Origin of the sequence: Entomoplasma freundtii, assembly GCF_002804205.1 — a bacterium.
Classification (GTDB): domain Bacteria; phylum Bacillota_I; class Bacilli_A; order Mycoplasmatales; family Mycoplasmataceae; genus Williamsoniiplasma; species Williamsoniiplasma freundtii.
Window position 1 is genome coordinate 18,372 of the sequence record NZ_CP024962.1, and the last position, 13,949, is coordinate 32,320.

Sequence of the window (13,949 nt, forward strand, 5' to 3'; positions counted from 1 at the left end):
CAATTATCAAAAAAACAACCACGTGGTTGTTTTTTTGATAATTAGATAACTAAATCTTTTAGACTTGGCAGGTAATCATTGGCGTTGATTGCGTAATAAATATTTAAATAGTTGGTCTTTACCCAAGTCTTAAATTCTTCTAAATGATATTGCAAGTTATTGCGAGCCACTGCTAAGTCGATGGCTTCTATGTTAATGTTTCTGACTTCAAATATTTTTTCAGCCTCCTCAAGTGATTCTTTTAAATTTTTTGTCAAATAATCCGGCTTTGGATTTTCATTCGAGATTAGAACTTTTTGGGCGTCGTCAATTAATTCCTTTAAAGTGCTTTTGATGGGGCCTTGAGCTTGATAACCTCAATATGCTTCCTGTAATAAGTCAAATTGATTAATATAATCAATTTCTTTGCTTTCTAATTTAATAATAACTTCCTTTGCCATCTCCAAAGCTTGTTTCAATAGCCCAAGCCTTATATTTGTCTCAGATTTCTTTACATTGTTAAGTGACGTCTCAACCTTATTAATTAATTTTTGCAATTCTTTCTTCTCTACCGAATCATTTTCTTGCTTTGTTTGGCAAGAAACTATTGTTGATGCCGGAATACTACATAAGCCCAAAATTGCAATAACGCTAAACAGCTTTTTCATTTTTCTCCTAAAAATAATTTTTCGATATTTATCTTAACTTAATTCCCAAGTTTTGCGTTTCTTTTAACTCCTTAATGATGACAACACCAAGGAGGATTTTCAAAATGGGTTACTTACCAATAATATCGAATTAGTTAACTACCAAATTATTTCTTGTGTATTCATAAATAAATATTTTGACAAATTCAGTTTGTTCGGAAACCCTTAAATCTTTTTTCAGGTTCATTTTTTCCAAACTAGTTCAATTTCAATAATTTAGATTTCATTTATATGGCGTATTTTGGTTGGCATTTTTAGTAAGTTTAATATTTTTCAATAAGTCTGAAACTACAAATTTACCTTCTTTTTGCAATTGGTTAAGTTTTCAAACCGTTTTAATTGATTCTATAAAATTAACAAGTCGCAAACTTAAATTCGGGCCGTCACCTGACCCTGGATATAATTGGTAAGCATCGCCAGGCTCATAAACAGCAGAAGTATCTTCATTATCAAGGGAAATGTCATTTCGAAACCCATCAAGTTGAAATTTATGTCAACCATTAGCATTGACGGAACGAGCTAAAAGCGGACCTCAATAACTTTCGGCGGGATTAGACCCTAAGTAGGAACCGGGATATTCTCCCCACGTAGAATAGAATCTTGTTATCAGCCCCCTTGTTTTTCTTTGATTAATTATCTCTTTTATCTTCTTGCCATTATCTCACGCAAGAAAAGGCAACGGGTTAAGAGTTAGTTCATCCCAATTATCAATGAGACGAGTGCTAATTTGATCGCTTCTATTTTGGACTTTATATTCTCAACCGGCATAAACATGACTACCAAATAAATTGTCTAATTTTTCTTTTTGGACGATATCCCAAACAAATTTGTTGACTTCATATTTGGTTTCGTCAAATGAAAAGAAGAATTTCAAAGGTTCGCCTTTGAAATTTAAATATTCACCACTATCAATCTTATTGTTTATATGTTTGGCCAATTGATTCAAATATTTTGGGAAAATGTCATTATAAAAAACTTTAGCTTCCCTAGTTAAAAATCCTTTTCCGTCAATAAAACGGTTATGAAAAATTACTTGTGGTAGCGGGGACCTATTATTAATTAATGGGTAATTTTTTGAGCTGTAGTAGAGAGCAATGTTAAAGTTATTTCTAATAATCGCAGGAATATAAATTTTTGTGTAATTGGAATTTTTAAAGAAGTCGACAAATTTATCAAAAATTTCAAAGGATAGTTGAAGGGATAAATTTGGATTTGAAATTAAATCTTCTAGACCCTTTTGGTTATTTAATATTTCGATAGATTTTAAATCGTTGGGATTTTCCTCATGATTTTGAATAATCATTTTTAAATAAGGTAAACCAAAATCGGTGAAATAACCATAACTCATGTTAAGTGAATCAACACAATCTCTAACTCATTTTTCATAGCCTTTAACATTGTCATCCTTTAAAAACCAATAGCGTTCATCCAAATAATGGTAGCCATTTCAATCGAATGAGGGGTTATTGATAATAACCAAATCATCATTGTTACAAGTCGGCGCTAAGGTTCTAGAATCTCAATTCTTGCTAATGAATTTTTGGGAATTATGAGAAAAAATCATTGATTCATAGCCAAAATCTTTTACGTCGTGTGAACCATAGTTATCAACTTTTACATTTTTATCCACGACCACGACTTTTTGTTCGGTTTGAATGAGTTGAAGTTCATTATTAACCTTAAAATTAATATTCACTTCATAATTAAAGGTTCCTGTAGTTGTCTCATTATTAGTGGTAGCTGAAAGCAAAATAGGTTGCATTGGGAAAGCAAAAGTTTTGAGGACAGAGTCAGTTGATATTTCATCGAAACTATAATAAGTGCCTTTATAAATGGAACTACTTGACACATTATTTCGGGCTTTGATTGGTTTTATAAACTGAACTTTGACGGTTGGAGGAGTAACAGAACTAAAGTTGTTAAAAAGTGGTTTTATATTAATTTCTAAACCCTTTACAATGGTGTTGTTATTAATTTTAAAAAGAATTAATTGTTTGCTTTGAAAATCATTTTTCCAACATATTAAATCTTTATTTACTACTGTAGTTTTCTTAACTTGTGATCAATCACCATTGTAAGTAATGGTATTGTTTTTTTCATAAAATGAGTCATTTTTAAACAAACTATCACCAAAGAAATAATCAACATATTCATTAGCTGGTTTTTTTGGTTTTGTGGTTTCTTTAGTGCCTTCTTGATAGTCATATTCCTTTTTTCAAACTTTATCTCAATCATTATGTAGCGATAAAAAATTAATAGTAATTGGGACTGCACTTGCAATTAAGATACTTAATAAAAATAAGGTAATCATTAATATAAGACCAGTCTTCTTACTTTTCATATTCAAGCCTTCATTCCTCAAATTTTTAATAATGGGAGTTTTTAACATTAGTTTTCACTCTTATTAAACAGTAAACTTTTTTATTTTGAACAAAGAAAATTAATTAGCCTCCTTCTCGACCAGCCATAATCATTTAATTAATTGCCACCATTAGCAACCTATAACAATATCAATAAGGACAAGAAAATTTATTGCTAAAATAAAATCCCCCATTTTTAAAATGGGGGATTTTATTAAGTTAACTTTTTACTACACAAAGATTCTACAAGGTACAACAACCTTGATTTTCTTCTTTTCAACATAAATAGGTTTTACTATACAACACCCTTACTACTTTCTTGTAACACAACATTAATTTGCTTTACCAAGAAGTTTTTCTCTTCATGGTTAAGATTCATAAAATAAAAGTCACTTCAGTCACTTGTTGGGTTTGTCTCTTCTCATTTTCGACCATAAGCAATCGTGGTCTTAACGGCACTTAAATAATAGTGAAGAAAACTTGCTGGTGGTTTTTTAATTAAGTTTCAATCTTCTGCTTTCATCTTAGGAGACAAAACCTTGTTTATTTGATAATAGTAAGTTTCGCCATCTATGTTGTCTAATAGTTCGCTACCGAATGTTGGCGGAATAAGATTAAAACTTAAAGATAAGAACATAGTTAAAAATCTTCCAAGTCGCCCATTTCCTTCTGCAAAGGGATGGATAAACTCAAAATTAAGATGGAATAAGGCTAACGATTCATATTTTTCTAAAGTGGAGGAGAATTTACTTTCTAACACATTATAAGTTTTTGCTAGAAGCAATTGGGTAACTTCTTCAATATCCCCAGGTGGTCTGAATCTAAGCGAACCTTTTGTAAGCCCTGTTTTTCTAAATTCACCTTGTCGATTGAGCTTTTCGAACATTTGCGTTTTTTTATTTCACATTTCGTCAAAAGCCTGAGTAAAAAGTTTATTAAATGGGTAACAAGTTAAACCATCTAATAACATATTTGACATTTCTTTAATATCCTTAAGACTTAATTTTTTGCTCAAATCATCATCATTTAAGAAATATTTCGTTAAAATTTTTTGATAATTAAGTAATTCTTGTTGAACGAAAACTTGCCGAATTTCATTTATATTACTGTAAACTCCATCATCGTTAATTTCTCCTAAATTAATAGTCGAAATTTTTGTTGTCTGATTTGGGAACGACAAAGAAAGATACTTTTCATGGGTCAAACTTGGGTTTTCAATTTTGTTGGTCAAATAACCTTCAATGTTCCTTAAAAACATTTTAAAAGGTTCGGCGAGTGTTTTCTTTTGCAAGACCATCGTTAATCCCTTCTCGAAAATAAGATAACGGCGAGTTTTATTTACTTATTTTTTTCTTTTCTAAAAATATTCTACAAGGTAAACAAACTCGTAAAGGTAAATAATTATTCTTTTTGGCTGAACACACGAGAGTTTTTTATTTGATATATTAGAGTTTTTGATACTACCCCATGCAGATCAACGAAAACTAATTTCTAGTGTTAGCCAAGTGATCCGAAAAACCTCAATTAACTTTGTCAAATCGATTTTCCCAAAACAAAAGCACCTTTCCGAGGTGCTTTTGTTTTTCATCCAGTTTAAAGGAGCTCCTCACCTATTTTCATAGGCCGGCCGTGCGCGAGCGCCAATCAAGACCCCGCTTATCACTTATTATTTTATATTATTCGCGAAGAAAAACAAACATGATATTAAATTAAATAATTTTTATTAGTTAATAGAATGAAAAGCTAAATTAGTTCAAAACAATTTTAAAAATTGTTTTGAACTAATTTATAGGATTTTTTTAATAAACACAACTTCGTTATGCTATAAAACTACTCAATAAAACCAAGTTTTATGATTACTAGTTTTATTTTTCTTAAAAACATATAAAGTTCATTTTCAAACATTCCGGTTCAAATTTTTCAGCAATAACTTTTTATTTAAGGTCTTGATTAAAACTTCGGCTTAACAAACACTTGATTTCTTTTTTATATGGCGATAGGTTGTCAATATAAGGCGTTTCTAGAATTTTCGGAACCGTGGTCAACTCTTCATCCCAAACAATTTCTACTAATGTGTCAAAGCCAATTTGACCATAACCAATATTTTCATGACGATCTTTTTTTGCTCCACAAACATTTTTTGAATCATTAAGGTGAATTACCTTTACCTTGTCTAAAGGTAGTAGTTGTTTCAAATTATTTTTAAACTCTGGTCAGTTTTGGATTTGATAACCGGCATCATGAAGGTGACAAGTATCTAAGCAAACCCCGATTCGTTCTGGTTTTTTTACTTGTTGGAGTACAAAAGCCAAATCGTCTAATTGGCCACCGACTTCGGTCCCCTTGCCACTCATAGTTTCTAAGGCAATTAGGACAGGACTTTCATAGTCTGTCACTAAATCCAAAGCTTTAATTAATTGCTGAAGTCCTTGCTCTAAACTACCTTTGGTATAGGCACCAGGGTGTAAAACTAGTAAATGAATGCCCAGAGCTTCGCACCGCTTGATTTCTTCTAGTAAGAAATCAATACTAAATTTTCAAACGGTTTCGTTAACTGGATTTGATAAATTAATTAAATAAGGGGCATGAACCACCAACTTCGATTTATCGATTTCGTGATAATCAATTAATTGGTTCATTTCGGCAATTTTGAATGTTTCTACAGGTACCCGTTTGGTATTTTGGGGAGCGCCAGTGAAGATCATAAAGGTATTGGCATTTTGGTTAACAGTTTCGTTAACCACTCCTTCAAGATAGTTGGTGCTTTTACTTAAGCTCATATGGCTTCCTAATAATGGCGAGTTATGTTTAGTCATTAAAACCTCTTTTTATTTATGTTAAAGCATTTTTGCTAATCAAGATTAATTTTTCGAGTTAAAAAGCCCCCTTTTCGCCAAGTCTTTCCGTAAAACCTGCCAAAAAATAGCGAAATTTATGGGAAAATAATAAATAAAGTTAATAAGAAAATTATTAAGGCAGTAAGGAATATTAGGGGACAATTATGCTTGATGTAAATTATATTGAAGACCATTTTGACGAGGTCGTAACACGTTTGAATAATCGTGGCCAAAATTATACTTTGGCTTTGGCCCAAGTAGTTAAGGAAAATCAACGTCGTAAAAAATATTTAAAAGAAGTCGAAAATTTAAAAGCGAAGAAAAACCAATTGAGTAAAAAAATTGCTGACCTTTTTAAGGATTCAAAAATAGTCGCCAAACGTCAGGAAATGACCAATGAGCTAAAATCAGAAATTTCTGTTTTTGATAAGAAAATAGTTTTGCTTGACCGTCGGTTAAAAGCGGTGACAGAAAAAATGTTTGACCATTTAAGTTTTATTCCAAATTTACCTGCTTTAGATGTGCCTTTTGGCCTTGACGATTCTGAAAATGAGGAAATTCGTCGGATTAATAGTGATGCTATCCACCACCAACCGACACCGCATTGAGAAATTGCCAAAAAATTAAACTTGGTTAATTTTGAAGCTGGCACGAATTTAAGTGGAGCCCGTTTTGTTGTTTATACTGGTCAAGGATCGAAGATGATTCGTGCCTTAAGTAATATCTTGTTAGACCACCATCTAAAAAATGGTTATGAAGAATATACAGTGCCTTTAATTGTTAATGCCAAAGCTATGTATGGCACTGGCCAATTACCCAAGTTTGCCGAAGATGCTTACCAAACTGGTCACCAATATTTAATTCCCACTGGTGAAGTGCCCCTCACAAACCTCCATGCTAACGAAATTTTAGACGCCAAAACTCTTCCGTTAAAACTAACTACTTCTTCGGTTTGTTTCCGGCAAGAAGCGGGTTCAGCCGGACGTGATACTAAAGGCACAATTCGCCTTCATCAATTTAATAAAGTGGAGTTAGTCAAGCTAGCCAATCCAGAAAACTCAATGGCCGAATTAGAAACCTTAACCCAAGATGCTGAAGGCATCCTTAACCTCTTTAACTTGCCCTATCGTGTTGTTTCATTATGTAGTGGTGACCTTGGCTTCTCAGCCACCAAAACCTATGATCTAGAGGTCTGGTTCCCAAGTCAAAATAAATATCGTGAAATTAGCTCTTGCTCTAATTGTGGTGATTTTCAGGCGCGAAATATGAAAATTAGGTACCGTAATGTTCAAGGAGAAACTCAACTAGTTCATACTTTAAATGGTTCAGGAGTAGCAATTGACCGTCTTTTTGCGGCAATTTTAGAAAATTATTGGGATGGTGAAAAATTAAACTTGCCAGCAGTGATGCAACCTTATTTTGATGGAGCCAAATTTGTGCAATAATAAATAATACTAACCAAACTTTTAAGTTTGGTTAAATGGGAGGATTAATCTCATGCAATCTACAATTCAAGATACGATTTTGGCCCCCGCGACCAAAATTACTACTCAGGCAATTGCCCTTTTGCGAATTAGTGGCGATGATGCTTTTAAAATTATTAACCAAGTAGTTAAAAAACGGGTTCCTAAAGAACAGGGAGTTTTTTATCGCGGTTTATATGACGGTGACTTATTAGTTGATGATGTTGTCATTACGACTTTTGTGCACCCAAATTCTTTCACTGGTGAAAATGTGGTAGAAATTGCTTGTCATGGAGGAGTGCTCAATACTGAACGAATTCTCCAACTAATCTTAAAAACGGGAGCCCGTTTGGCATTACCAGGCGAATTTAGTCAACGGGCTTATTTGAATGGCAAAATTACTTTGGTTCAAGCGGAAGGAATTAATGATTTAATTCATGCGCCAAGCGACTTAGCTTTAAAAATTGGGGTGACCAACATGCATGGCCATCACCAAAAATCATTAATTACGTTACGAACTAGTCTATTGGATTTAATTTCTAAAATTCAAGTAGCTTTAGATTATCCTGAATACGAAGATGTAGAGGGGGTTGATGCTAAATCACTTGAAGAAAACCTTAATGTTTTGGTACAAGAGGTTAAGAAATTACTTGATCGTTCCCAAAGAGCGAATAAGGCGATTAGTGGCGTGACGACCATCATTGCCGGTGCACCGAATGTCGGCAAATCCTCATTACTAAACGCTTTAATCAATGAGGAAAAAGCAATCGTGACATCAATTCCAGGGACTACGCGCGACCTTGTTGAGGGAGTAATTAATCTTCCCCAAGGCACTTTAAAACTAGTGGATACCGCAGGAATTCGCGAAACGAGTAATGATTTAGAAAAGATGGGAATTACTAAAACAATTAACGAATTGAAAAAAGCTGAGTTAATTCTTTTCGTAACGACTCCTAACCAAATCGACCAATTTACTAACCCTGAATGAACAAAACTTTTTGGCAATAAACATGTATTATTTATTGTTAACCAAATCGACCGTCTCTCAAAGAAAGAACAAGCCAAACTAAAAGATAAATATCCAGAGGCCATTTTCATTAGTGCACTTAACGACGACCTTCAACCACTATTAGAGGCTTTGAATTCTGTTTTTCGTACTGCTGATTTGGATAGTACTGAACACTTAATTTTAACTAGCGCTCACCAAGTAGCACTTTTAAAACAAATATTGGATAAGTTAAAAACAGCGAAAAAAAATCTCGCCAACCTTTATCCAATTGACTTAATTAATGTTGATCTTTATGAAGCGTGAGATCTTTTAAAACATTTACTTGGAGAAACACAAGATGAAGCCATTATTGACAATATTTTTCGTAAATATTGTTTAGGCAAATAAAAAAACTCAATTAGGTAATTGAGTTTTTTTATTTTTAGGTTCAAAAATCTCTTTTTTAAGAGACCCAAAAATATACTATAAATGTACCGGTACTAACGCGGCAGAATGGAGAAAAAATATATGTCTAACTGATTTACCTATTTTGGCACCGAACTTTTAGGGTCGATGCTTTTAATCATTTTAGGTAACGGTGTTGTTGCTAATGTTTTGTTAAAAGGCACTAGCGCCTATAAAAACGCCAATTTTTTAATGATTGCCTTAGGTTGAGGATTTGCTGTGGGCATTGGAGCCCTTGTAGCATCAGCTTTAGGTGGAGTTGCCCAATTAAATCCTGCGGTGACCTTAGCCTTTGTGGTAAATAACTGAACAAAAAATGTTGGTTCATGAAATTTACTTCCCATTATCATCATTGGTCAGGCCCTCGGCTTTTTACTTGGTCAAATTATTGTTGACCTTGTTTATTCTCACCAAATTGTGGCGTGTTTTGCACGAGCAAAAAAAGATTTTGCAACCGAAAATACGCAACCAGTTTTGGCGATGCATGCTACAGTGCCACAAACTAAAGTTACTTGGTCAAATTTCTTAATGGAGTTTGTTGGCACTGCCGTCTTAATCATTACTATTTTAGGAGTTGGGAAATTGGGAATTGCAAACGGGATGACTTTTGTGACGCCTTTATTAGTCATGATTGTTGTTATGGCCATTGGTTGTTCATTATCTGGAACCACCGGTTACGCCATTAATCCCTTTCGTGACTTAATGCCTCGCTTAGTTTACCAAGGGTTATTATCAACATCTTTTGGCCGTAAAGGACTAAACGCTGATTGAAAATATAGTTGGGTGCCTGTGGTAGCCCCCTTAACGGCCGGGGCTATTGTAGGAGCGTGTTTCTTAATTTAAAAGAGCCCAAATATTTATTATGAATTTATGCTAACTAGAAAAGGGATAAAAATGAAAGAAATTAAAGCTGATATTTGTATTATCGGCGGCGGTATTATTGGAGCTAGTTTGGCTCGCGAATTAAGTCAATATAACAAAAAAGTGATTGTTTTAGAAGCGGACCCGCGGGTTGGAATGGAAACTAGTGCTGGCAATTCAGGCTTGGTTCATGGTGGTTTTGATCCTACACCCGGAAAACTTAATGCCATTTTGAATATTCAAGGTAAACACCGGTATGAAGACTGGATTAGGGACTTAGATTTCCCCTATTTACGAATTAATTCTACAGTTGTTGGTTTTAATCAAACTGAGATGGCAGCTATTAAAGAACTTTATAACCGAGGTTTGAAAAATGGTCTACAAGCTAATGAGTTAGAAATTATTAATGCCTCAGAATTACAAAAACGGGAACCAAGAATTAATAAAGCAGCGCTTGGGGCTTTGGTTTGCAATTCATCAATCGCCGTAGATACAGTCGAATTAACCAAAACACTTTTTGCCAATGCTATTCATAATGGAGTACAACTTTTTGTTAATTCTCAAGTTGACAAGATTAGTAAAAGTGATGGACAGTATCATATTGAAACAACTCAAGGGAACCGGTTTTCGGCCCCAGTGATTATTAATGCTGCCGGGCATTATGCTGATACTTTGGCGGCAAAAGCGGGCTATCCAGATTACACCCTTACGGCTCGTCGTGGGCAATACCGCATTTTAGATAAAACGCAAGTAGCGGGGATTAATTCAGTGCTCTTTATGGTACCGACAATCCACGGCAAGGGGGTTATTGTTGCCCCAATGTTAAACGGTCATTTAATGGTAGGCCCAACTGCTGAGGATGGAATAGCCAAAGATGAAACGAGTCTTATTACGGAAGCTAATTTTAAGGAAATTGCCGAAATTGGTACCAAACTTATCCCAGATTTAAATATGGACAGAACGATAATGGCTTATTCTGGCTCGCGTCCGATTTATGCAAAAACTGATGATTTTTATATCAAGCCCGCTTTAAAAGACGAAACATTTATTAATGTAGCTGGGATGAAATCGCCTGCTATTGCTTCAGCACCGGCAATTGCTGATTATGTGATTGACAAATTTATTCAGCCTCTATTTAAAAATTTTGCCAAGAATCCCAATTGGCAACCTGTTCAACAAAATGTGTTATCAATGTCATCATAAAGCTAAGACAAATAGCAATTGCTAATTAATTTATAGGAAAGAAGAAAAAAATGGAAAAATTTATTTTAACAATTGATGAAGGCACCACTAGTACCCGGGCAATTGTCGTTAATAAAAAATGTGAAATTGTTTCAGTGGACCAAGCAGCTTTCGCGCAAATATTTCCGCAAGAAGGTTGAGTGGAACAAGATGCCATTGAAATTTGGAATGCTGTAAGAACAACTGTTACTAATTCATTAAATAAGGCCCATTTAACGTTATCGCAGATTGAGGCTATTGGTATTACAAACCAACGTGAAACAGTGGTTGTTTGGGACAAAGAAACAGGCATTCCCATTTACAATGCGATTGTTTGGCAAGATAAACGTACTGCAAAATTCTGTGAAAGTTTTACACAACAAGAAGTGGATGCCATTCGTGATAAAACTGGTTTATTTATTAATCCTTATTTTTCTGCTTCTAAAGTAAAGTGGATTCTTGATAATGTTGAAGGGGCCCAAAAACTAGCAAACAAAGGGCGCTTATTTTTTGGGACGATTAATACTTGACTAATTTATCGCCTTACCGCTGGTGAAGTTTTTGCCACAGACCGAACTAACGCCTGTCGAACTTTACTTTATAACATTCAAACGAATGATTGAGATCAATCACTATTGGATATTTTTGGGATTCCTAAGTCAATGCTTCCGAGTTTAAAAAGTAATAGCGAAACTTATGGTTATACATTTCCAGGATTGGTATCGAAGGTTGATACCCATAAGGTACCAATTACTTCCTCAATTGGTGATCAACAAGCAGCCTTATTTGGTCAATTAGCAGTCAATAAAGGAGAAGCGAAAGTAACTTATGGAACCGGTTGTTTCATTTTGATGAATACTGCTTCTGAGCGCGTTTTCTCCCAACACGGTCTTTTAACGACGGTGGTTAGCGATTATGATGGAGTCATCAAATATGGCATCGAAGGATCGGTTTTGGTGGCTGGGGCTGCTGTGCAATGATTGCGTGATTCTTTACGCTTAGTTTATAACGAACTTGAAACAGAATGATACTCTGGCCAAGTTAATGATGATCGTCGCGTTTATGTAGTGCCTGCTTTTACTGGCTTAGGTTCCCCATATTGAGATAACTATGCGCGGGGAGCAATTTTTGGTCTAGATCGAGGCACGAAACGCGAGCACATTGTTCGCGCTACTCTAGAGGCGATTGCTTATCAAGTCAATGATGTTTTAGAAGCAATGTCAAAAGACATGGGCAAAAAATTCTCATCAATTAAAGTTGATGGTGGCGCTTCCAATAATCGATTCTTAATGCAATTTCAGGCTAACATTTCTCAAACAACCATCATTAAACCCCAAAATGTTGAAACAACAGCAATGGGAGCTACTTATTTAGCTGGTTTGGCAACCGGATTTTGAAAAAATCTTGAAGAAATCAAAAAGCACTATGTAATCGCCTTGGAATTAAAACCAACCGAAACGGAAGCTCAAGTCGCCAAAAAAATCAAAGGATGAAAGGCAGCGGTTCAAAGAACATTTAGTTGAGTCCTTGATGTTGAATAGGAACAAGTTATTAATTTATTTCACAATTTAAATTTAAAAAGCACTCTTTTGGAGTGCTTTTTAAATTTTTGAAATAACTAGTCAATTAGGATATTTTCAAAAATAATATTTTCTTCAGCAATAAAATTAAGTGGTTGGAGAGTATAAGCTTCGCTTGGACACAAATTAGTTTCGATTTCTTGATGATTGTTAACAAAAAAATGAATTGAGATTGGATAATCGCCATCATTTAAGAAAACTTCGCAACAAGAACGATCAATTAAAATGTGGAAATTATTCACTTGGGGGATGTGAATTTTTTGTAAAGGTGGTAAGTTTTTATCGTCACGCAAAGTCATATGGTGCCTGTCAATAATTAGTTCTTGATTTTCATAAGTAATTAATAAATATTCATCATGAATATTTTTAATTTTGAAGTTAAATTTTTTGGGTATTTCCGAGGCTTTAAATTCAAGAAGCCCATTATCATAAACCAACTTTTCCTTATTTATGAGCTCCGCTCTTAATTGCTTTAATTCGGGGATAGGCTCTTGTCTTAATTTCCCATTAACGTTCGTCACAAGGCGAGGAATAGTTAATTGACTAAATCATCCAGATTTAGCATTTACTTCTGTGGTGGCTTGAGAGTTACCAAGTCAGCCAATAATGATGTGGCGATTAGGTAAATTTTTGATATTTTGGGGGGCATAAAAATCCAAACCATAATCCAACAAACAAAGTGGGTTATTACTTGTTAAATTCATATCCCTTCCAAAATTATTTTTTTGGTACCACACCATATGACTATTATCGGCAAAAGAAATTTTTTGCTCTCCTGAAAAAACTATAAATTTATCTTCCTTAAATTGAAGAAGTGAAGGACACTCCAGCATGTAAAACGGGTCTTTATTTGGTGGTTCTCAACTAAAATTATTAAGTGATTGTCAATCGTTATTGCTTGGCCCGTTGCTTTGAAGTAAATTCAAAACTCCTTTGCCATCAAGAGTTTGAGCACCATTAAGCATAAAAGTAATGTTTTCGTTTTGAAATACAAATGGATCACGATAATGACCAGAATATAAATGACGATTTGCTTCAAAAAGACACTTTTTGGTAACGGTTTTGGTTTTTAAATCAATCATAGCTTTTAAAGTAAAAGCAGTTCGTTTTGTTTCATCAAATTTGTAGTTACCGGTATAGTAAAAAACTAGTTGATTATTTTCGATAAAGGCATTGCCACTAAAAGCACCATCTTTATCATAAGGACATGAAGGAGTAATCGTAATGCCCTCGTAACGATAATTAATAAAATCCCGGGTGGTATACAAGGCTCAAGATTTGTTTTTGTGGTTTGTTGAAAAAGGGCAATTTTGCATAAAGATATAATATTGACCTTCTCAAAAAACTAAACCATTAGGGTCGTTAATTAGACCGCTATAGCCTGACAAATGAAATTGATTGTTATACCAATCATGAATTTTCTTTTGGTGGAGATTGCTAAATAAACTGTAGTCTTGACTTGTTATTCAACTATATTTATCCTTCATT

General features: G+C 34.2%; 10 protein-coding genes. 5 read left to right on the forward strand and 5 right to left on the reverse strand.

Translation table 4 applies throughout. The features are described from left to right. Positions 1–41: 41 nt before the first annotated feature. The 4 genes from EFREU_RS00070 to EFREU_RS00085 form a co-directional block, all read right to left on the reverse strand. Positions 42–647: a hypothetical protein gene (locus EFREU_RS00070; protein ID WP_100609008.1), complete on the reverse strand. Its 606-nt coding sequence runs from the start codon at positions 645–647 to the stop codon at positions 42–44. A 130-nt stretch (positions 648–777) separates the two neighbouring features. Continuing rightward, entirely contained in the window at positions 778–3,075 is a 2,298-nt protein-coding gene (locus EFREU_RS00075; protein WP_100609009.1) for a glycoside hydrolase domain-containing protein, read from the reverse strand. Between the two features lie 266 nt (positions 3,076–3,341). After that, a complete protein-coding gene (locus EFREU_RS00080) occupies positions 3,342–4,343 on the reverse strand; it encodes a Fic family protein (protein WP_134163641.1) in 1,002 nt (333 codons plus the stop codon). 637 nt (positions 4,344–4,980) lie between these two features. Beyond that, positions 4,981–5,862 carry a deoxyribonuclease IV gene (locus EFREU_RS00085; RefSeq protein ID WP_100609010.1) on the reverse strand — a complete coding sequence of 294 codons (882 nt, stop codon included), beginning with the start codon at positions 5,860–5,862 and terminating at the stop codon, positions 4,981–4,983. A gap of 185 nt (positions 5,863–6,047) precedes the next feature. Here EFREU_RS00085 and serS point away from each other — a divergent pair, with 185 nt between their 5' ends. The 5 genes from serS to glpK all read left to right on the forward strand — a co-directional run bounded on the left by serS (position 6,048) and on the right by glpK (position 12,422). After that, on the forward strand, positions 6,048–7,328 hold the full coding sequence (gene serS, locus EFREU_RS00090; RefSeq protein WP_100609011.1) for a serine--tRNA ligase: 1,281 nt from the start codon (positions 6,048–6,050) through the stop codon (positions 7,326–7,328). Positions 7,329–7,380: 52 nt separating this feature from the next. Beyond that, a complete protein-coding gene (gene mnmE, locus EFREU_RS00095) occupies positions 7,381–8,742 on the forward strand; it encodes a tRNA uridine-5-carboxymethylaminomethyl(34) synthesis GTPase MnmE (RefSeq protein WP_100609012.1) in 1,362 nt (453 codons plus the stop codon). Positions 8,743–8,862: 120 nt separating this feature from the next. After that, complete coding sequence (locus EFREU_RS00100; RefSeq protein WP_232673618.1) at positions 8,863–9,642, forward strand: MIP/aquaporin family protein; 780 nt, start codon at positions 8,863–8,865, stop codon at positions 9,640–9,642. 51 nt (positions 9,643–9,693) lie between these two features. Further along, the gene (gene glpO, locus EFREU_RS00105; RefSeq protein WP_100609014.1) at positions 9,694–10,863 is read left to right on the forward strand and encodes a type 2 glycerol-3-phosphate oxidase; all 1,170 of its coding nucleotides are present in this window, start codon (positions 9,694–9,696) and stop codon (positions 10,861–10,863) included. A 50-nt stretch (positions 10,864–10,913) separates the two neighbouring features. After that, positions 10,914–12,422, forward strand: coding sequence for a glycerol kinase GlpK (glpK, locus tag EFREU_RS00110; protein WP_100609015.1), 1,509 nt, complete (start codon positions 10,914–10,916; stop codon positions 12,420–12,422). A gap of 77 nt (positions 12,423–12,499) precedes the next feature. Here glpK and EFREU_RS00115 read toward each other — a convergent pair whose 3' ends face one another. Next, positions 12,500–13,948, reverse strand: coding sequence for a glycoside hydrolase family 32 protein (locus EFREU_RS00115; protein WP_100609016.1), 1,449 nt, complete (start codon positions 13,946–13,948; stop codon positions 12,500–12,502). Position 13,949: the final 1 nt, after the last annotated feature.